Here is a 20,887-nt window from a genome sequence, read left to right as displayed (position 1 = left end):
ATGGGATCTACAAAATTACATGCGATTCGTATTAATGTTGAAACCCATTTTGTAGAAGAAAAATCTAGTATTGAGCATAACCGTTATTTTTTTAATTACACCGTTACAATCAGCAATGATGGACTAGTTCCAGCTCAGCTTGTGAGCCGTCATTGGATTATTACAGATGCCAATGAAGAAACTTTTGAAGTGAAAGGTTTAGGTGTGGTCGGTGAACAACCCCTTATTAAGCCGCATGAATCCTATACTTATACAAGTGGGACTGAGCTTAATACACCTGTAGGCTCCATGCATGGCAGCTATCAGATGGTATCCGAAGATGGCACTTCATTTGATGCTGAAATTCCTATGTTTATTTTATCGATGCCAAGGACGCTCCATTAAATGAGACATTTCATTTTATTCTTACTTACTTTATTTCTTGTCTCATGTGCAGGTACCCCGTATAAGGGAGAAAAAGTTTCTGTTACAAAATCTAATTGTGACTGCCCAAAAATTAAAACTGAAAAAGAAGATCTCGCAAAAATTCCTGATTATGGACTCTTAAAAAAATCAGATTGGAGTGCGATTGAATCTTCATTTGAAAGTGACAATTTACTCCCTGCTTGGACGGCATGGCTTAGAAGCTGTTCTGCATTAAAACAAAAAGATGCTTGGAAAAAAGTATGCGATCTTGCGGATGATATGAAAGAGCCAAGCGATGAAAATATTAAAAACTATTTTAAAAACTATTTTAATGTCTATACTGCAAGTAATATGGATGGCTCCGAAACCGGCATCATCACTGGTTATTATCAGCCTATCTTAAAAGGCAGCAAGGTTAAAACATCACATTACAAAATCCCACTTTACACAACGCCTAAAGATTTAATTACTGTAGATTTAAGTGAGGTGTATCCAGAACTTAAATCAAAACGTTTGCGTGGAAAATTAGTGGGAAACAAATTAGTACCTTATTTATCAAGAGCTGAGATTGATGGAAAAGGCAGCCCTTTAGCAGGCAATGAAATTGTTTGGGTAGAAGACCCTGTGGAGGCCTTCTTTTTAGAGATTCAAGGATCAGGCATTATTCATTTTGATAATGGAGAAGCCATGCAAATTGGTTATGCCGACCAAAATGGATATCCATTTAAAGCGATTGGTTCAGTGCTCATTCAGAAAAAAGAAATCACTATGGCCGAGGCTTCGATGGAAGGCATTAAAAATTGGGCGAAAAAAAACATCGTTAAACTTAAAGATTTTTTAAATGTTAATGCGAGTTATGTATTTTTTAGAAAATTACCAAATGACTTGCCAGGACCGATCGGTGCTTTAGGGATATCGATTGAAGCTGAGCGAAGTGTTGCGATCGATCCTAAATTTATTCCATTAGGCGCACCTATTTTCTTATCCACAACTCAGCCTAATACGAATGAGCCCCTCGATCGCTTGATGGTTGCTCAAGACACAGGCGGGGCAATTCGAGGTGGTGTTCGTGCAGATTTCTATTGGGGCACTGGGGATGATGCTGGACGGAAAGCAGGCTCAATGAAACAACAGGGAAAAATCTGGGCATTACTCCCTAAGGATTATGTATTCCCAATCGCGACCCAAGAATATGCCATGAAACGCAATCGCATTGAGGAAGCTTCCAAATAAAAAAAGGAAGCTATAAAGCTTCCTTTTTTAAGTAACCGTAGTTAACGAACAATTACTTGTTCATTACGTACATAGTCACTTCAAAGCCAAAACGCATTTCTGTAGCTGCTGGAGTTGTCCACATAATATTTCTCCTATGAGTGTTAAACAATCTGCATTCAAGATGCATTGAATGAACTATAGGCCGAATCTAAATGAAATACACAGAATAGGTAATGAATTAGACCTCATGATTTTCATGATAGAGCCATGATATTGGTGACATTAAGATCTAAGGCTTTTGGTGTATCAATGAAGGTAATGGGGTCCATCGATCTCCAGACAAGGTAAATGGGCGTATCTGTAATTTTGAATTCATTACGATCAATGATGTCACCATGACTATCAAAGATTTTGGCAGAGTAGATATCTTCAATATGATAAAAATTCTCTGGATTTAAGCTCTTATCGTCCCGTGCCCATATGGCATGCATTTGCTCTTTTTCATTTTTAAAGTGATGAATTTCAAAAGATGCATCATGAAATAAAGAGCCCAGATAAGTCATGCCCTCCATGCGATCGACTAGAAAAAGAACACCTTCTGCATTTCTATAGGGCACATAGAGTTTAGTGAGTCGGCCTGAGGCAATCAGTAAAGAAATCGCTCGCAGCGTATAAGAAGTAATTTCATGACGCTTTAATTCAATTGTTCCATAAATAGTTTTGATGTTAAAACTTTCGGCAATTCTTTGAACGAGTGCTAATTTTTTTATGAGATTGAATTTAAAAAGTTTACCTAACTTAGGAATCAAGAAATTTGAATAAATGAGCTCGGGCTCTTTATCCATTTCATTCGTTAAATTGATCGTATGAATATCAGGTAGTTGATATTTGTCTTTTAAAAGCTTAAATACCATGTCATTAAAGAAAGGGCTAAACGAAGGAATAGAAGGGCCTGCAACTTTAATTTTTTTCAGTCTCGCAATGTTAAACGTCATAGTCCAAATATTTAAGAACGTATGTAATGCTTTCTGAGTAAAGCTCGTCATTTCGATTTCAATGGATGCAATGTGAGCTTGATAGCCTAGCAATGTAAGATCTAAAATCTCCCGCCATTCCAGATAGATATCTTCCTCATCAATCAGTACTAGCTTGAGATTAAATTTAATATCGTGCCCAATGAGGTCGTCCATAAATGTTGCACTAAATTCACTGATACGATTGGATGGAATAAGAAGCGTTACATCACGAATTTTATGCTGACGACACATTTCAACGACACCTATGGGGTCCTCAATTAAATCTTCAATGGTAAGGCTTAATCCAAAAAAGCGATTTGGGATTTTATGGTTCTTTGGTGGAATGTGCCCGTGATTAAAAAAAAGTTTGGGACTTAAAATAAGTAAAAAAGCATTTCTAAGAAATGCGCGATTGAAAAAAGAAAACTTTTTAAACATGGTCTCTATTATAACTTTAAGCGATTAAATTTTATGTATAAAAAAAGGGCGCTTAAAAAGCGCCCTTGAGAAGTCACTACTTTCAGGATATTTTATTTGTGATATGCCTGTTCACCGTGCTCAGCAATGTCTAAGCCTTCACGCTCAGCATCTGATTTCACACGTAAACCAATCGTCATATCGATAAGTTTTAACGCAACATAAGATACAGTTGCTGATACAACAACGGCTGTACCCACTGCCCATAGTTGAGACATGACTTGCGTATGCATATCAAACTCGCCTACTTTATTTGCAACATAATCATAAACACCCGTACCACCTAATGCTGGGCTTACGAATACACCGGTCATAATTGCACCGAAGATACCACCCACGCCGTGTACACCAAATACATCAAGTGTATCGTCGTAACCAAAAGCCTTTTTAACTTTAGATACAAAGAATAAGCAGATTGGAGATACACCTGCACCGATAATAAGCGCGCCTATTGGGCCCACAAATCCGCATGCCGGAGTAATCGCTACGAGACCAGCAACTGCGCCTGATGCTGCACCTAACATAGATGGTTTTGATTTTAAGATCCATTCAAATGCGATCCAGGAAAGTGTTGCAGCAGCCGTTGCAAGCATAGTATTTACAAAAGCTAATGCTGCTAATCCTGTCGCTTCAAGATTTGAACCTGCATTGAAACCGAACCAACCTACCCATAGTAAAGATGCACCCACCATAGTTAATGTAAGGCTATGCGGAGGCATGGCTTCTTTGCCATAACCAATTCTTTTACCTACCATGAGAGCGGCTACAAGGGCTGCGATACCAGCATTAATATGAACCACTGTACCACCTGCAAAATCGAGTGCACCTTTAGCCCATAACCAGCCTGCATTTCCAATCACAGTTTCTAATGATTTAGCATCAGTGATTGCATCTGGGCCGTCCCAATACCACACCATGTGTGCCATCGGTAAATAAGCAAATGTAAACCAGATGATTAAGAATAAAAGTACAGCCGAAAATTTCATGCGCTCAGCAAATGCACCAATAATTAAAGCGGGCGTAATCGCTGCGAAAGTTAATTGGAAAGCTACAAAGATAAATTCAGGAATCACTACACCTTTGCTAAAAGTAGCGCCTACTGAGTCTGGTGTGATACCACTTAAAAATAACTTACTGAAGCCACCATAAAATGGACTGCCGCCTGTAAATGCAACGCTGTATCCGTAGATCGCCCATAAAACACCCATGAGAGAAAACACTACGAAAGTTTGCATGAGTACAGATAACATATTTTTTGATCTGACTAAGCCACCATAGAAGAGTGCTAAACCTGGAATCACCATTAAGGTCACCAGAATTGTAGCCATGATCATCCATGCAGTGTCACCTTTATTCGGTGTCGGTGCAGGAGGCTCATCTTTTGCTTCAACAGGTTTTTCAGCAGGTGTTGCATCTGCAACTAAAGTTACAGCATCACTCGCTTTTACTGAAATTGCTTCATCAGCAAAACTTACACTTGTCATCCCTAAAAAGTTTAGGCATAAGAAGCTAATTAATGCGAAAGTTGATAATAATTTTTTCATAATTTTATTCCTCTGGTTAAAGAGCTTCCTCCCCGGCTTCACCGGTTCGTATGCGATAAACTTCTTCGAGTTCCATCACAAAAATTTTGCCGTCACCAATTTTGCCGGTGAGCGCTGATTTTTGAATCGCTTCGACTGCGCGTTTGAGTAATTTATTTGGGATGGCTGCTTCGATTTTTACTTTAGGTAAAAAGTCGATGACGTATTCGGCGCCGCGATAAAGTTCCGTATGGCCTTTTTGACGACCAAATCCTTTGACTTCGGTCACTGTGATTCCCTGAACTCCAATGGAGGAGAGGGCTTCACGAACTTCATCTAGCTTAAATGGCTTGATGATTGCTGTTACAAATTTCATGTTAATTCCCCTTGAGGTTTAAAAAAATCAAGAAAGGGCCTTGGCCTTAGGCCCTAATCTTAACAACTGCTTTTAGAACGTTTTTTGGATGTAAGCTGTACCAGTTGCATCACCGATATTTTTACCTGCATAAGTCCAGCTTGCTCTATCAGCATTAGTGTCTGTGTAATATGCACCTACATTAACTCCACTTTCAAATGATTTTTGTAAGCCAAGTTTCCAGTCGTTGTAACTTGCTGGCTCATTTAAGTTGCCTTGAAAGTCTTGTCGAGCGTAATGCGCTAAAACTGTTACACCTTTAAGAACGTCTCCACCCACTAATTCTCCAACAGGGATGGTTGCATTAAGTTCAGCATAATAAGTTCCACGAGCATCTTCTTGGGCAGCAGTTGATGATTTTCCCCAGCCCCAAGCTGCCTCTGAAACAACACCAGAAAGTTTCGCTTGTAACCATCCGTAACTCAATGCGCCATAAAGCTCAGTGGTGTTAGCTTTTGCCCAGCCACTTCTAAGAGTGCCTGGATACCAATATTGAAGCACCCCAACATCGATACCAACTCCAGACTTGCCCAGTTCAGTTCTAAAACCACCATACAAGTCAACTTCTAAATTACCGCCTTTTGTGTAATAAGTATCATTTACAGTTCCGGTTGGTCCGTAAGATGATCTTAACCAGTCAATATTTGAACCCCAAGCACCCAAATAAAAGCCGCTTGAATGTGTTAAATCAACGCCACCTTGTAAGGCTGGTTTGCGATCTGTTTGAGTTAAGCCACGGAAAATGTATTGGCTATAGAGACCAACGTTATATGCAACTGTTAAATCAGGTGCAGGTGCAGCCTCAGCTGCAAAAACAAATGAAGGTGCTGCAAGAGCTCCTAATACTGCTGTTGTAATAAGCAATTTACGCATTTTTAAAACTCCTTAGTAAAAATTTCCTGAAAATAATGTGATTAGTTATTTTTATATTCACACAATAATATAAGCAATTACTGTGCCAACTTGTTTATTATATTAAAATCAATGAGTTAGTAAATACCACCTTAGATAGCACTAAGACTCTATGCACTTAATGTGGGTTTAAATCTGATAAACTCTTGAATCAAAAGGAAATTTATCATGTTAAATAATGAAAAATTAAACGAAATATCTAATAAAATCAGAGAGATAGTAAAGGATTCACCCTTGCCTGACATCGAAAAGAATATCGATGCACTATTAAAGGGCATGTTCACTAAAATGGAGCTTGTAACTCGCGAAGAGTTTGATGTTCAAACGGAAGTTCTAAAACGTACACGTCAAAAATTAGAAGAACTAGAAAAGAAACTCTCTGAGATTGAAGCGCGTAAAAAATAATGACCTTTTGGTTTCTTGCTACACTCTAGGCTATTAATCATGCCTAATACATCTTTAAAAATTCAATGCCACAGGACTTCATGACTGATCAAGAAAAAATACTGAGAAAACTCTTAGCCGAGCGTATTTTATTGTTGGATGGCGCAATGGGCACCATGATCCAACAACATAAACTCACCGAGGAAGATTACCGCGGTGGTCAAGAAGGTCGTTTTGCAAAATTTTCAGGGCCAGAAGGTAAACGTGAATTATTTCTTAAAGGTAATAACGAGTTATTAAGCCTCACTCAACCTCAAATTATTCAAAGTATTCACGAAGCTTACTTAGAAGCAGGTTCTGACATCATCGAAACTAATACTTTTGGTGCAACAGAAATAGCGCAAGATGATTATGCAATGTCAGATTTGGCTTATGAAATGAACGTAGCGTCTGCCAAATTAGCGCGCCAAGCGGTCGAAAAATTTTCAACGAAAGATAAACCAAGATTTGTAGCAGGCGCTGTTGGTCCGACACCCAAAACTGCATCGATCTCACCAGACGTGAATGATCCTGCAGCCCGGAACATTACGTTTAAAGAATTAAAAAATAGTTATTTCAATCAAGTGAAAGCGTTGGTTGAAGGTGACGTGGATATTCTTTTAGTTGAAACAATTTTTGATACGTTAAATTGCAAAGCCGCTCTTTTTGCGATCGAAACCTATTTCGAAGAAAATAAAATGCGTCTACCGATTATGTTGTCAGGTACCGTGACTGATGCATCAGGCCGAATTTTATCTGGCCAAACAGTCGCTGCATTTTGGAATTCAGTACGCCATGCAAAACCGATGACGATTGGTCTTAATTGCGCATTAGGCGCGGCGCTCATGAGGCCCTATGCAGAAGAATTATCTAATATTGCAGATACCTATATTTGTATTTATCCTAATGCAGGCTTACCAAATCCAATGTCGGACACAGGCTTTGATGAGAAGCCTAAAGATACCTCATCTTTAATTAAAGAGTTCGCAACAAGTGGTTTTGTGAATATTGCAGGGGGTTGTTGTGGCACCACGCCTGAACATATCAAAGCCATTGCAGATGAAATAAAAAATATTAAACCTAGAGAAGTGCCAACTGTTGAAACAGTTACAAGACTTTCAGGTCTCGAATCCTTTTTAATTAAAGACGATTCATTATTTGTGAACGTGGGTGAGCGAACCAATGTGACAGGTTCAAAAGTATTTGCGAATTTAATCATTAACGAAAAATATGACGAAGCTTTATCAGTAGCGCGCCAGCAAGTTGAAAATGGAGCGCAAATTATTGATATCAATATGGATGAAGGCATGCTTGATGCTGTAAAAGCCATGAAGCATTTCTTAAATCTCGTCGCATCCGAACCAGATATTGCGCGTATCCCCATCATGATTGATTCCTCTAAATGGGATGTTATTGAAGCAGGTCTTCAATGTGTTCAAGGTAAAGCGATTGTAAATTCAATTTCGTTGAAAGAAGGTGAGGCTGAATTTATTCGCCAAGCCACATTATGTCGACGATATGGTACAGCTGTGATCGTGATGGCCTTTGATGAAAAAGGACAAGCGGACACATTCGAAAGAAAAACAGAAATTTGTAAACGCGCTTATGACTTATTAATTTCAAAAATAAATTTTCCACCCGAAGATATTATTTTCGATCCCAATATTTTTGCGATCGCAACAGGTATTGAAGAACACGATAATTATGCAGTAGATTTTATTAATGCCACAAGATGGATTAAAGAAAATCTCCCTCATGCAAAAATTTCAGGCGGTGTATCCAACGTCAGTTTCAGTTTTAGAGGTAATGATGCAGCTCGCGAAGCGATTCACACGGTCTTTTTATATCATGCGATCAAAGCTGGACTATCGATGGGGATTGTCAATGCAGGCATGATGGGTGTTTATGACGATCTTGATCCTGAACTTAAAGAGCGTGTCGAAGACGTTGTGCTTAATCGAAGAATTGATGCCACAGAAAGAATGATCGAAATTGCAGGCACTTTAAAAGGAAGTAAAAAAGAAGTTCAAACACTTAATTGGCGAGGCACAGAAACGGAGCCAATTACTGTTAATAAAAGACTTGCATATGCGTTGGTCCACGGTATTACAGATTATATTGTAGAAGATACTGAAGAAGCAAGGTTAGAAGCCATGCAAAAAAATGGAAGACCGATTCATGTGATTGAAGGTCCTTTGATGGATGGCATGAATGTTGTGGGCGATTTATTTGCACAAGGCAAAATGTTTTTACCACAGGTGGTGAAATCAGCGCGCGTGATGAAGCAAGCTGTAGCACATCTTGTTCCTTTTATCGAAGAAGAAAAAAAATTAGAAGAAAAAAGAACAGGTATCGTCTCCAAACCTAAAGGCAAGATGCTTATTGCCACAGTCAAAGGCGATGTGCATGACATTGGTAAAAATATTGTATCAGTTGTCTTGCAATGCAATAACTTTGAAGTTATTAATATGGGCGTGATGGTGCCATGCTCTGAAATTTTAGAAATGGCTAAAAAAGAGAATGTCGATATTATTGGTTTGTCAGGACTCATTACACCATCATTAGAAGAAATGACACATGTCGCAAAAGAAATGCAGCGTGATCCTCACTTTAGAGGATTAAAAACACCTCTTCTGATTGGCGGTGCGACAACATCACGCGCTCATACAGCTGTTAAAATTGCGCCGCATTATGATGGACCCGTGATTTATGTGCCTGATGCATCGAGGTCTGTAGCTGTCATGCAATCTCTTTTGACACCTGAACAAAAAGATCAATATATTTTTGATATTGAAAAAGATTATGCGCGTGCAAGAGATCAGCATGCCAATAAAAAAGGCGTTAAATTATTATCGCTTGAAGCAGCAAGGCTCAATAAATCAAAACTTCAATTTGATAAAACGTATACACCTAAGGCCCCAAAATTTATAGGTAAACGTGTATTTAAAAATATTGATTTAAGCTTAATCGCTCCCTATATCGATTGGAGCCCATTCTTTCAGACCTGGGATTTGGTTGGCTTTTATCCGGCGATATTAAATGATCCTATTGTGGGAAAAAGTGCGACACAAGTTTTCAATGAAGCACAAACTATGCTCACAAAACTCATCAATAACCGAGCGCTCGTGGCTAATGGTGTGGTGGCTTTTTATCCAGCGAATAGTGTTGATGATGACATCGAAATTTATGAAGATGAGTCACGCACTAAAACTTTATTTACATATTATGGCTTAAGACAGCAATCTGAAAAACCAACAGTAGATAATTTACAAAAGCCCAATCAGTGCTTATCGGATTTTATTGCGCCTAAATCCTCAGGTATAAAAGATTACATAGGTGTCTTCGCAGTGACGAGCGGGTTAGGCATGGAAAAATATGAAAAAGAATTTAAAGATAAAAATGATGATTACAGTAGCATCATGTTTAAATCATTAGCTGACCGTTTAGCTGAAGCCTTTGCAGAATATATGCATGAGCGTGTTAGAAAAGATTTGTGGGGTTATGTGATAGACGAAAATATAGATAAAGAAGCCCTCATTAAAGAAGCTTATCAAGGTATTCGTCCTGCACCCGGATATCCCGCATGCCCAGACCACACAGTTAAAAAAGATATTTTTACACACTTAAGATTAGATGAAATTGATATGCATCTGACCGATTCGTTTGCAATGTCACCTGCAGCTTCCGTGTCAGGTTTTTATTTTGCACATCCAGAAGCACATTACTTTAGTGTCGACAAAATTGGGGATGATCAATTAAAAGATATGGCTAAGCGTCGAGATGTATCAGTTGAATTTTTGAAAAAATGGTTAGCACCTAATTTATAAGAAAAAAATGCATATTCATATCTTAGGCATTTGTGGAACATTTATGGGTGGCGTGGCGTCCTTAGCCAAAGCTTCAGGTTATCGCGTGACGGGTTGCGATACGAATGTATACCCACCTATGAGCACCCAATTACAAAGTGTTGGTATTGAACTCATTGAAGGTTTTGATAAAAAACAAACTGAACTCAAGCCAGATCTTTATGTAATTGGTAATGTGGTGTCTCGTGGCAATCCTCTGATGGAAGAAATTATGAATCGAGGCTTGCCATATATATCAGGACCGCAATGGCTTTACGAAGCCATTTTAAAAGATAAATGGGTGCTTGCAGTTGCAGGGACACATGGCAAAACGACAACATCATCCATGCTTGCATGGATTTTAGAATTTAATGGTTATGCGCCCGGATTTCTTATTGGTGGCGTGCCACTCAACTTTGATGTTTCAGCACGTTTGCCACAAAAAAATGATTCGAATGAAACTTCACCCTTCTTTGTGATTGAAGCAGATGAATATGACACAGCTTTTTTTGATAAACGCTCTAAATTTGTTCATTACCATCCGAAGACTGCGATACTTAATAATCTTGAGTATGATCACGCAGACATTTTTCCAGACCTTCATGCGATTGAAACGCAATTTCATCATATGGTACGTATGGTGCCCAGTATCGGACGCGTAATTATTAATGATGAAGAAGACAGTTTAAAAAGAGTCATGAATAAAGGCTGTTGGTCTGAAAAAGCTTATATTGGAAGTCCACAAGGCTTATCGATTGGCAAGGTCAATCAAGATCAATCTTTTGAAGTCTTAAATCTTGGTAAATTGGTGGGCACTTTATCATGGGATCTTTTAGGTCATCATAATCGTATGAATGCATTAGCTGCGATTGCGGCATCGCACCATGTCGGTGTGACATTAAAAGATGCGATAGAGGCTTTGCAAACTTTTAAAAATGTAAAACGTAGAATGGAATGTATTGGTATAAAAAACGGTATTACAATATATGATGATTTTGCGCATCATCCAGCAGCGATATCAACAACGCTTGCAGGATTACGAGCTAAAGTAGGGAAAGCAAGAATCATCGCAGTCTTGGAGCCTAGATCTAACACAATGAAATTAGGCACAATGAAAAGTGCACTGCCTGAAAGTTTAAAAGATGCAGACCAAGTATTTTGTTATGGTGAAAAATTAACTTGGAATGCTGAAGAGGCTTTGGCACCTATAAAAAATAAATCATTTGTAGGGCATGATATGAAAATTTTTGTAGACACTATTTTAAAAGAGATAAAATCAGGCGATCATGTTCTCGTCATGAGTAACGGTAGTTTCAATGGCATTCATCAAATCTTATTAAAGGGAGTAGTTTAATTTATGACTATGGATGAAAGCATATACAAGAATAATATTCTTAAGCTTTCAATTCTCTTATCCTTTGTGCTGCATTTTCTTGCCATCCAGCTCATTCACTTTAAACCAATTAAACCATTTAAGAACCAACTCTCCCAGATTGAAGTGGTTTTAACAAATTCTAAAGACAATCACCAAGAAGATGCAGACGTTTTAGCACAAAGCAATTCAAATAAAGGGGGTAATACAGAAAAAGATGCCCATAAAAAAACACCACTACCAATAATCACTGAAAATAAAAATACATTTCAATTAAATAATCGTGGTGATCAGTCAGCGGTTGGAAAGGCGTCAAGCTCGTCACAAGAAAAGATTGTAAAAAAAGACGCACAAGTATTGAATGAGCCCAAAGCAGTTCAGCAGCCTAAAGAGTCAAAAGTTATTAATAAATCGATTAGCAAAGAAGAGGTCCTGGCAAGTGCAAGTGAAATTAGTGCATCAGATGCAGCTCTTTCAAATCAAATCTCTAATTTTGAGAAACAACCTAGACGAAAATATATTGGCGCTCGTACCAAAGAATATAAATATGCGCTTTATGCAGAAGCATGGAGACAAAAAGTAGAGACCTTGGGTAATATGAATTATCCAGAAGAAGCACGCGAAAAAAAATTCTCAGGCCAACTAAGGATGACAGTATCTTTAAAGCCTGATGGAAGAATTGATAATATTGAGATTAATCAAAGTTCAGGATTTAAAATACTAGATGACGCAGCAAAAAAGATTGTGGAATTAGGTGCTCCCTATGCTACATTTCCTGAAGATATTAGAAAGGAAGTAGATATTTTGAGCATTACAAGAACATGGACTTTTACGAAAGACGACACCTTGTCATCCCAATAAATGAATTATTACAAACATCATATTTTCTTTTGTCTAAATCAGCGCGAGGATGGCGAAGCGTGTTGCTCTGACAAAGGAGCTGAAAAAATGTTCATGTACATGAAATCAAAAATTAAATCGTTTGATTTAAATGGCGAATCTAAAGTGAGAATTAACCGAGCAGGATGTTTTGATCGATGTGGCGAGGGACCTTTACTTGTCATTTATCCCGAAGCTACTTGGTATCGCTTTATAGATGAACAAGATATTGATGAAATTATCGAAAGCCACATTCAGCAAGGAAAAATAGTAACGCGCTTATTAGCTTAAGGATTGATTTAATAGTTTAATCAGGTCTTTTTTTTCTTCTGTTGATATCGGTTGATGTAAACCTTCTCTTAGCTTTTCTCCCCAATGCGAATTTGGAAAGTGCGAATCCTCTTTAAAACGAGGGATGACATGCCAGTGAATATGTGGTGTTTTATTGCCTAAGCTTGCTAAGTTAATTTTTTCAGGGTGAAAGATTTTTCTTAAAGCCTCTTCAACTTTAAACACGCAGCGCATGATTCTCAATTGCAGCGCTTCATCTAAATCCGTCATTTCTTTTATATGATGAATGAATTCAACACGACAATAACCTCTGTAACCTTTATCGTCTATGAGGACTATGCGAAGCTTATCATCACTCCAGATAATTTCACCTTCAATAAGATTACAAATCGTGCATGACGTCATTTATGACACCTGAAGCATACGATCGAGAGTAAGTTTGGCTAACTTCGCCTCATCTTCAGGCACCTTAATGATATTGACAGGCTCATTATTTACAATATTTTCTAAGCACCATGCAAGATGTTGAGGATCAATTCGTGCCATGGTTGAACATTCACAAATAACATGTGACATAAATTGCACAAGCTTATCTTCAGCTTTCATTTGATTTGCAAGACGATTGACTAAATTAAGTTCAGTACCTACTAACCATTTAGAGCCTTTAGGAGCTTCTGTGACAGTTTTTAAAATATATTCTGTCGAACCGACATAATCCGAATGAGCACAGACTTCAAAAGGGCATTCAGGATGAGAGATGACTTTACCATCCGGATGCTCCTGTCTAAAGCGCTCAATATTTTGAAGGCGAAACATTTGATGAACTGCACAATGACCTTTCCATAAAAAGATTTTAGCTTTTTTAATCTCTGCTTCAGTGAGTCCTCCAAGTGGGAGATCTGGATCCCAAACCGGCATCTCATCTAAAGAAATGCCCATTTTGTGACCACTCCAACGACCCAAATTTTGATCTGGAAAAAATAAAACTTTTTCCCGCTGTTTAAATGACCATTCAATAATTTTTGTTGCATTCGTTGAAGTGCAAACAATACCACCATGTTCACCACAAAAAGCTTTAAGATCGGCTGCAGAATTAATATAAGTGACAGGAGTGACAACTTCATCAAATGAAAGTACTTTTGAGAGCTCTCGATAACTTCTTTCTACTTTGCTTAAATTGGCCATGTCTGCCATGGAGCAACCCGCAGCTAAGTCTGGGAGAATGGTAACCTGATCAGGCCTTGATAAAATATTGGCGACTTCTGCCATGAAGTGCACGCCTAAAAATACAATATACTTAGCATCAAGTGACTCAACGACACGAGAAAGTTTAAGTGAATCGCCTGTATAGTCTGCATGTCTATAAACCGATTCATGCTGATAGTGATGACCTAAAATGACTAAATTTTTACCAAGTTTGTTTTTGGCTGCAATAATTCTTTGTTCGCAATCTTCATCGCTGATAGATTCAAACGTATTAAATTTAATTTGAGCGAGTTGCATAGACTATCTATTTTACAGTTTTAGTTGATGAATTTCGGCTAATTTTTTAATAGCTTCGACATTAGTCCAAGAGAAAACTTTATCCATGGCTTCTTTCCAATCTAACCATAGGTATTGCACATGTTCGTCTGCTGATAATTGAATAGGTATCGGAGCTGGCACTTTAAGACCAAAAATGTATTCTGTATTGTGTGTGACATCAGGGGCATAACGATATCGCCAATGAGCATAAATTTCATAGACGTGAGATAGGTGCCAGTCTTCAAGTGAATATTGATTTACATTAATCCCAGTTTCTTCAAATACCTCTCTTGCTGCAGCCTCACTTGGCGTTTCATTTGCTTCTAAACTTCCTGTCACGGATTGCCAGAAGGCTTTCTTGTCAGCGCGCTCCATAAGAAGCACTTTAAAATCTTCTGTGTAAATTAATACAAGAGATGAAATGGGTTTTTTGAAAGACATATTTAAATCTTAGGCAATTTAAAAATGATACTTTCTTCGATACCTGGAAGTTCAGTGATAGAAGCTTTTGTAAGCGATTCAATTTTATTTACAATATTTTTAACATTTATCTCAGGTGCGGAAGCCCCAGCGGAAATGCCAATATTTTTTTTATTAATTAGCCAAGATGATTGAAGTAAATCTTCATGATCAATCATATAGGATTCCACCCCTTCTCTGAGAGCTAGCTCTTTAAGGCGATTTGAATTAGAGCTATTACTGGAGCCCACAATAATAATAAGATCGCAAAGACTACTTATTTCCTTGACTGCATCTTGTCTATTTTGCGTGGCATAGCAAATGTCATCACTTTTTGGTCCCTGAATACTTGGGTATTTTATTTTTAATGTGTCGATTATTACTTTCGTATCGTCAATTGAAAGTGTCGTTTGAGTCACATAGGCAAGTTTATCTGGACGATCCACAATCAAATTTTTGATATCTTCAACGGTTTCGATTAAATACATTTTTCGGTTTGACTGATGTTTTTCAATTTGACCCATCGTGCCTTCTACTTCAGGATGGCCTTTGTGTCCGATCATAATGATATCCATACCTTGATTAAGCATTTTGTTTACTTCAACATGGACTTTGGTAACCAATGGGCAGGTCGCATCGATAGGAATAAGCTCACGTAACTTAGCTTCTTCACGAATAGCTTTTGAAATGCCATGCGCACTAAAAATCACATGCGCACCCTTCGGCACATCATTCAGATCTTCAATAAAAACAGCACCCTTTGTTTTTAAATCATTGATCACATATTGATTATGGACAACTTCGTGCCTCACATAGATAGGCTTGCCATATTGTATAAGAGCTTCTTCTACGATTTGAATGGCACGATCAACACCCGCACAAAAGCCACGGGGGTTGGCTAAAAGAATATTGATTTTATCTGTCATAGATTGATATTTTAGGGGTTTTGATAATGACAGCCTATTATTTTATTCCTGATTGTCCATGTATAATTCGTTTTATTCAAAATTGACACTTAATCCTATGAAAAATTCAGCGACCTTATTAATTACTTGTCCAGATACTAAAGGTATTGTGGCAGCTATCGCAGATTTTTTATATCAACATAATGCAAATATTTTGCATGCCGACCAACATCAAGATGCGGAAAATAGTCTTTTCCTTATGCGGGTTGAATGGGATCTAAAAGACTTTTCTTTAGATGAAGCCTCTTTTGCGGAAGCTTTTCAGGGTATCGCTAAAACATATAAGATGACATGGGAATTAAAGCTCTCCAAAGACAAGCTTCGCATGGCGATTATGGTGTCGCAATACGATCATTGTTTGGCAGATTTGCTTCATCGCTATAAAAATAACGAGCTTCAATGTGAAATTCCTCTCATTATTAGTAATCATTTAGACTCACAAAAACTCGCTGAATTTTATGGCATTCCCTTTTTTCATATCCCAGTTGAGAAAGATAAAAAGAAAGAAGCTGAAGCAGAGCAATTTGCATTATTTGATAAATTTCAAGTCGATTTCATAGTGCTTGCTCGGTACATGCAAATCTTAAGCGAAGACTTTGTAAAACGTTACCCACAGCGCGTGATTAACATTCACCACTCTTTCTTGCCTGCTTTTATTGGTGCAAGGCCTTATCATCGAGCTTTTGAGCGAGGTGTTAAATTGATTGGGGCCACGAGCCACTATGTCACCGAAGTCTTAGATGAGGGCCCTATCATTGAGCAAGATATCGATCGCATTTCACATCGCGACCAAGTCGAAGATCTCATTCAAAAAGGTAGAGATTTAGAGCGTATCGTTTTATCTAAAGCTGTGCGATGGCACATAGAGAATCGTATTCTTATTTATTCGAATAAAACCGTTATTTTTGATTAAAGCGGTAGCTTCTTTTCGAGCTTAAATAAGTCGCTCGATTTTTCACGTGTTCTAATTTCATAAAGCTTATCTTGATCCACCATGACTTCAGCAGCGCGTCCACGTGAATTGTAGTTTGAACTCATACTCATGCCATAAGCCCCAGCCGACATTATGCAAATGAGATCATTTTCTTTTAATTTTAATAATCTATTTTTTGCAATAAAGTCGCCACTTTCACATACAGGACCTACAACATCAAACGATTGAGGTTTCGCATCATGTTCGCGAACTACTTTAATTTCATGATAAGCATCATATAAGGTAGGTCGCATGAGATCATTCATGGCCGCGTCAATGATAGCAAAATGCTTGATATCATTTTGTTTTAAATATTCCACTTTAGATAAAAGTACACCTGCATTACCGACAAGTGCTCGACCAGGTTCGAAAATAATTTTGATATTAAGGTCTTTAATCTTATTTAAGATTTCTTTTGTGTAGATTTCAAAGTCAGGCGGCGACTCATCTTGATAGCAAATTCCAATACCCCCACCAATATCGACATGACTTAAATGAATATTATTTTTTTTAAGTTGATCTACAAGCGAAAGGACTCGATCCAGTGCATCCACAAAAGGTTTTAGTTCTGTAATTTGTGAGCCAATATGACAATCAATACCTTTGATATCAATATGACTCATACTTTTTGCTTCAAGATATAGCGAGAGTGCTTGATTAAAATCGACACCAAATTTGTTGTCTTTTAGTCCAGTTGAAATATAGGGGTGAGTTTTGGCATCAACATCAGGATTTACTCGGATCGAGATAGGTGCTTTGATATTTATTTTTTCTGCAACACCTTGAATGCGCATAAGCTCGCTTCGAGATTCCACATTGAAACATAATATATTGGCTTTTAAAGCGGCCGAAATTTCAGACTCAGTTTTACCCACACCTGAAAATACAATTTTTTGTGGATCGCCACCGGCAAATATGACACGCTCAAGTTCGCCGCCTGACACAATATCAAATCCTGCACCTAGTCCGGCAAAAAGATTAAGAATCGCAATATTAGAATTAGATTTCACTGCAAAACATATAAGGTGATCTGTCTTAAGCAGTCCTTTTTTAAAAGACTCAAAAGTTTGAATGAGTGTATTCTTCGAATAAATATAAGTGGGCGTACTAAATTGCTTTGCAATGGATTCAAGAGAAACGCCTTCTGCAAAAAGCACACCATTGTTAGAATGAATGAATGACGTTTGGCCCATTATTTATTTTTTTTCAGGCGCTGTATCTTGCGGATATTTTTTTTCGGGGATATATAAGCCTCCTTTGGTACCGCATCCTACTAAGTTAAGAAGTAATAAAGCACTTATATAAATACATAGATATTTTTTCATGATGTCTATACCTTTTTTGACTTTGTTTATTTTAGCATTATCTGGAAGTGTTATATGGAATTGTGCTGTTTAAGTAATCGATAGGTAATCCACCCGTTGATGCATCCGAATAAAAGTGCAGCCGCACTATATATAGGTATTAAATAATAGATGCTGGCATGAGGGATAAGCCATAAACGAACAAGCATAAGCTGACCTGCAATATGTGCAAAAGAAGAGAGGACGGAGAGGCCTACGGGGCTAAAAAATTTAGATGGTAATTTAATTACAAAATATAAAGTCAAAAGACTCAACATTGACCCGGTCAAACTCAGCATAAAGGTAGGGCTTAAAAATTGACCTAATATAAGGCTTGTGGCAAAGACCCTTAGGATACTCACCCACATGGCTGTTTTAAAATTAAAGCGATAGATAGCATAAAGCGTGATGATGTTAGCTATACCAGGTTTTACTCCTGGCATGGGGGATGGCAACACCGATTCAATTAGGCTTAGACCAATCGCAATCGCACTTAATTGCGCGATTTGATGATCTATCAACGTCGTTTTGATTTTAATAATTGAGCGAGTCATAAGCTTTCGTTTTACCTAAAATTTCAATGCTCACTTCATTAGGAATACAGATCAGCATTTGTCCTGTGTAACTAATCCAGCCTTGTTGAATACAATATTGATTTTTACATGGCGCTGATTTAAAACGAGCCCGTCCATCTTTAATTTCAATCATACTTTTACCCTCATGGCCAATCAGGCTAATTTTTTTATCTTGAAATAGACTAAAGTTTCCATATGTTTTTCCTTGAAAATTTACTTGTACGACACTCCCTGTTTCAAAATGCCAGAAAGTCTTAAAAGCGAAAATTATAAAGATAATACTTACCAATATAATAAGGCTATCGCCAAGAAAAAATTTAGCGGGTAATTTCAATTTGATTATTCTTTTGGGTAAGAGGATTTAAAAATTGAATTTTATCTGCCATTGTTTTAGTCATCGATATGTGTTTTTCTTCAATAATTAAGTAGTGATAGATCCCAAGTTTTTTTGCCATATCTTTTCTATTTTCTTTCTTGCTGATAAAAAGCGGCTTAGATAAAACGTCGGATAAAGTACCGGCACTTTGTGATGGCTCGATCAGAACAGTTACAGAATAGATGCCTTCGACTGGATACCCTGTAAAGGGGTTAATAAGATGGCAATAGCGCTTACCTTCATTTATAAAATATCTTTGATAGTCGCCTGATGTCCCGATGGCCCATCCGTCTGGCAAATCAACTTTTGCTATCGCTTGTGCTCCTCTAGGATCTTGTATGCCAACACGCCACGGTTTACTGCCATGTTGACCGATTGCCATAATATTCCCGCCAATATTGATGAGTGCGTTTTTAATATGATGCTCTCGGATAATTTTACTTGCTCGATCAAGTGCATACCCTTTTGCATATCCACCAAGATCAATTTTTACATGTGGATTTGAGCTCGTGATAGTTGTGCCTGAAATCTGAAGGTGGTTTAAAGAAGGCCTTCTTTCAACGAGGCTTTTTATTTTTGATTCATTTGGATGGATTGGAGTAAATTCATCTTGATGGAATCCCCAATAATTGATGAGCTCGCCTATTGCTGGATTAAAGAGATGATTGGAAGTGACTTCTAGCTCTCTTGCATTTTTTATGATCTCAATAAGTTCTGAAGAGGCGTTTCTATAAGACTTATTTTTTGAAATAGATTCATTGAGATTGGTAAGATCGCTTTTTTTCCAAGCATGAAGGGAGTTATGAAGTCTTGTAAATTCTTCAAGAACTGCTTTGGCGGCTTCTTCTGCTTTTTCTTCTTTTTCACCATAAATAGAAATATCTACAATAGTTCCAAATACATAATGCTTAGATTGGTATAAGGAGGGATGGGAGCAAGACTGAAGAAAAGCAAAACCTAAAAGAATAAAAAAAAACTTAATGAAGCGCATTGATAATAAGTTCTGCAGGGTTTTGCTTTGTTTGTTCAAAAAGTTCAACGATACCGGTTGGGCTTGTCACATTAATTTCTGTTAAAAAATTACCAATGACATCAATGCCTACAAAATGAAGACCTTCACTCAATAGTTTTTTGCCTACGATTGTAGCAATTTCTAAATCTCTTTTTGATAGAGCTTGTGCGACACCTTGGCCGCCTGATGCCAAATTGCCTCGCGTTTCGCCTTCCATGGGAATGCGAGCCAACGCATGGGGAAAAGGTTTTCCTTCAATAATCACAATACGTTTATCACCTAATTTAATTTCTGGAATATATTGCTGGGCCATAATCATTTGATGGCCATGATTGGTCATAATTTCTAGAATTACATTCAGATTTTTTTCAAACTCACTGACGCGGAAAATATTTTTTCCACCCATACCATCAAGTGGCTTCAAAATGATATCGCCATGATCTCTAAAAAACTGCTTGACAATTTCTGGATTCGCTGTGACTAAGGTTTTAGGTATGAGTTCATCAAACTGGAGTATAGATATTTTTTCATTCCAACTTCTGATAGAAGAAGGTTTATTAAATACTTTCACATTTGATTTTTCGGCAATATCTAATAAGAAAGTTGTATGCAGATAAGCTTGGTCCACTGGCGGATCTTTTCTCATAAAGAGCGCATTAAAAAATGAAACAGGATGTGTTTCATAAGTTTTTGCATGATTCGGAAAAATATTTACTTCAAAGCGATACGTTCTACAAAACAATTGGTTGGCATCTATATATAAGTCATGTTGTAAACAAAAATAAACTTCATGATTTTGTTTAATGGCCTCTTTCATTAAGGCAAAGGTCGAATCCTTTTTTAAATTTAAGGAATGAGGCGGGTCGATTATAAAGAGAATAGGCATA

Annotated in this window: 23 protein-coding genes; 8 read left to right on the top strand and 15 right to left on the bottom strand. The window is 37.6% G+C overall.

Annotated elements, in window-relative coordinates:
• Both apaG and mltA read left to right on the top strand, forming a co-directional pair.
• Complete coding sequence (apaG, locus tag FIT79_RS06285; RefSeq protein ID WP_139876009.1) at window positions 1–384, top strand: Co2+/Mg2+ efflux protein ApaG; 384 nt, start codon at window positions 1–3, stop codon at window positions 382–384.
• The gene (gene mltA, locus FIT79_RS06280; RefSeq protein ID WP_139876008.1) at window positions 385–1,638 is read left to right on the top strand and encodes a murein transglycosylase A; all 1,254 of its coding nucleotides are present in this window, start codon (window positions 385–387) and stop codon (window positions 1,636–1,638) included.
• Between the two features lie 52 nt (window positions 1,639–1,690).
• Here mltA and pqqA read toward each other — a convergent pair whose 3' ends face one another.
• From pqqA to FIT79_RS06255, 5 genes are all read right to left on the bottom strand, one after another.
• A complete protein-coding gene (gene pqqA, locus FIT79_RS06275; RefSeq protein WP_012777389.1) occupies window positions 1,691–1,762 on the bottom strand; it encodes a pyrroloquinoline quinone precursor peptide PqqA in 72 nt (23 codons plus the stop codon).
• Between the two features lie 112 nt (window positions 1,763–1,874).
• Window positions 1,875–3,074 (bottom strand): hypothetical protein, encoded by a 1,200-nt coding sequence (locus tag FIT79_RS06270; protein ID WP_139876007.1) that lies wholly within the window; start codon window positions 3,072–3,074, stop codon window positions 1,875–1,877.
• 92 nt (window positions 3,075–3,166) lie between these two features.
• Complete coding sequence (locus FIT79_RS06265; RefSeq protein ID WP_139876006.1) at window positions 3,167–4,657, bottom strand: ammonium transporter; 1,491 nt, start codon at window positions 4,655–4,657, stop codon at window positions 3,167–3,169.
• Window positions 4,658–4,673: 16 nt separating this feature from the next.
• Window positions 4,674–5,012: a P-II family nitrogen regulator gene (locus FIT79_RS06260; RefSeq protein WP_139876005.1), complete on the bottom strand. Its 339-nt coding sequence runs from the start codon at window positions 5,010–5,012 to the stop codon at window positions 4,674–4,676.
• A 72-nt stretch (window positions 5,013–5,084) separates the two neighbouring features.
• A complete protein-coding gene (locus FIT79_RS06255; RefSeq protein WP_139876004.1) occupies window positions 5,085–5,924 on the bottom strand; it encodes a TorF family putative porin in 840 nt (279 codons plus the stop codon).
• A gap of 207 nt (window positions 5,925–6,131) precedes the next feature.
• Between FIT79_RS06255 and FIT79_RS06250 the strand changes: the two genes are divergently transcribed.
• From FIT79_RS06250 to FIT79_RS06230, 5 genes are all read left to right on the top strand, one after another.
• Complete coding sequence (locus FIT79_RS06250) at window positions 6,132–6,368, top strand: accessory factor UbiK family protein (RefSeq protein WP_139868619.1); 237 nt, start codon at window positions 6,132–6,134, stop codon at window positions 6,366–6,368.
• Between the two features lie 80 nt (window positions 6,369–6,448).
• On the top strand, window positions 6,449–10,213 hold the full coding sequence (metH, locus tag FIT79_RS06245) for a methionine synthase (RefSeq protein WP_420898285.1): 3,765 nt from the start codon (window positions 6,449–6,451) through the stop codon (window positions 10,211–10,213).
• A gap of 7 nt (window positions 10,214–10,220) precedes the next feature.
• Window positions 10,221–11,585: a UDP-N-acetylmuramate:L-alanyl-gamma-D-glutamyl-meso-diaminopimelate ligase gene (gene mpl, locus FIT79_RS06240; protein WP_139876002.1), complete on the top strand. Its 1,365-nt coding sequence runs from the start codon at window positions 10,221–10,223 to the stop codon at window positions 11,583–11,585.
• A 9-nt stretch (window positions 11,586–11,594) separates the two neighbouring features.
• Window positions 11,595–12,464, top strand: coding sequence for an energy transducer TonB (locus tag FIT79_RS06235; RefSeq protein ID WP_189644855.1), 870 nt, complete (start codon window positions 11,595–11,597; stop codon window positions 12,462–12,464).
• Window positions 12,465–12,773 (top strand): (2Fe-2S) ferredoxin domain-containing protein, encoded by a 309-nt coding sequence (locus FIT79_RS06230; protein WP_139876000.1) that lies wholly within the window; start codon window positions 12,465–12,467, stop codon window positions 12,771–12,773.
• On the opposite strand, the gene FIT79_RS06225 is transcribed toward FIT79_RS06230, so the two are convergent.
• Genes FIT79_RS06225 through ispH form a run of 4 tightly spaced genes read right to left on the bottom strand, consistent with a single transcriptional unit; the run spans window position 12,765 to window position 15,682 of the window.
• Window positions 12,765–13,178: an HIT family protein gene (locus FIT79_RS06225; protein WP_139875999.1), complete on the bottom strand. Its 414-nt coding sequence runs from the start codon at window positions 13,176–13,178 to the stop codon at window positions 12,765–12,767. The genes FIT79_RS06230 and FIT79_RS06225 overlap by 9 nt on opposite strands.
• Window positions 13,179–14,276 carry a quinolinate synthase NadA gene (gene nadA, locus FIT79_RS06220; RefSeq protein WP_139875998.1) on the bottom strand — a complete coding sequence of 366 codons (1,098 nt, stop codon included), beginning with the start codon at window positions 14,274–14,276 and terminating at the stop codon, window positions 13,179–13,181. It lies immediately after the preceding gene.
• A 12-nt stretch (window positions 14,277–14,288) separates the two neighbouring features.
• On the bottom strand, window positions 14,289–14,738 hold the full coding sequence (gene nudB / locus FIT79_RS06215; protein ID WP_139875997.1) for a dihydroneopterin triphosphate diphosphatase: 450 nt from the start codon (window positions 14,736–14,738) through the stop codon (window positions 14,289–14,291).
• A gap of 2 nt (window positions 14,739–14,740) precedes the next feature.
• A complete protein-coding gene (gene ispH / locus FIT79_RS06210; RefSeq protein ID WP_139875996.1) occupies window positions 14,741–15,682 on the bottom strand; it encodes a 4-hydroxy-3-methylbut-2-enyl diphosphate reductase in 942 nt (313 codons plus the stop codon).
• A gap of 97 nt (window positions 15,683–15,779) precedes the next feature.
• Here ispH and purU point away from each other — a divergent pair, with 97 nt between their 5' ends.
• On the top strand, window positions 15,780–16,634 hold the full coding sequence (gene purU / locus FIT79_RS06205) for a formyltetrahydrofolate deformylase (protein WP_139875995.1): 855 nt from the start codon (window positions 15,780–15,782) through the stop codon (window positions 16,632–16,634).
• On the opposite strand, the gene lysA is transcribed toward purU, so the two are convergent.
• The 6 genes from lysA to gshB are packed head-to-tail and all read right to left on the bottom strand — an operon-like array spanning window position 16,631 to window position 20,886.
• Window positions 16,631–17,887, bottom strand: coding sequence for a diaminopimelate decarboxylase (gene lysA / locus FIT79_RS06200; protein WP_139875994.1), 1,257 nt, complete (start codon window positions 17,885–17,887; stop codon window positions 16,631–16,633). The genes purU and lysA overlap by 4 nt on opposite strands.
• A 3-nt stretch (window positions 17,888–17,890) precedes the next feature.
• Window positions 17,891–18,019 carry an LPS translocon maturation chaperone LptM gene (gene lptM / locus FIT79_RS06750; protein ID WP_223254723.1) on the bottom strand — a complete coding sequence of 43 codons (129 nt, stop codon included), beginning with the start codon at window positions 18,017–18,019 and terminating at the stop codon, window positions 17,891–17,893.
• Between the two features lie 50 nt (window positions 18,020–18,069).
• Window positions 18,070–18,591, bottom strand: coding sequence for a Gx transporter family protein (locus FIT79_RS06195; protein ID WP_139875993.1), 522 nt, complete (start codon window positions 18,589–18,591; stop codon window positions 18,070–18,072).
• Entirely contained in the window at window positions 18,572–18,901 is a 330-nt protein-coding gene (locus FIT79_RS06190) for a NusG domain II-containing protein (RefSeq protein WP_223260787.1), read from the bottom strand. The genes FIT79_RS06195 and FIT79_RS06190 overlap by 20 nt, the downstream gene beginning before the upstream one ends.
• 28 nt (window positions 18,902–18,929) lie before the next feature.
• Complete coding sequence (locus FIT79_RS06185; RefSeq protein ID WP_139875991.1) at window positions 18,930–19,979, bottom strand: FAD:protein FMN transferase; 1,050 nt, start codon at window positions 19,977–19,979, stop codon at window positions 18,930–18,932.
• Window positions 19,966–20,886 (bottom strand): glutathione synthase, encoded by a 921-nt coding sequence (gshB, locus tag FIT79_RS06180; protein ID WP_139875990.1) that lies wholly within the window; start codon window positions 20,884–20,886, stop codon window positions 19,966–19,968. Before gshB ends, FIT79_RS06185 begins: the two co-directional genes overlap by 14 nt.
• Between the last annotated feature and the right edge of the window lies 1 nt (window position 20,887).

Origin of the sequence: Candidatus Methylopumilus universalis (assembly GCF_006365315.1) — a bacterium.
Taxonomy (GTDB): Bacteria; Pseudomonadota; Gammaproteobacteria; order Burkholderiales; family Methylophilaceae; genus Methylopumilus; species Methylopumilus universalis.
This window is presented reverse-complemented; position numbering and strand designations above follow the sequence as displayed.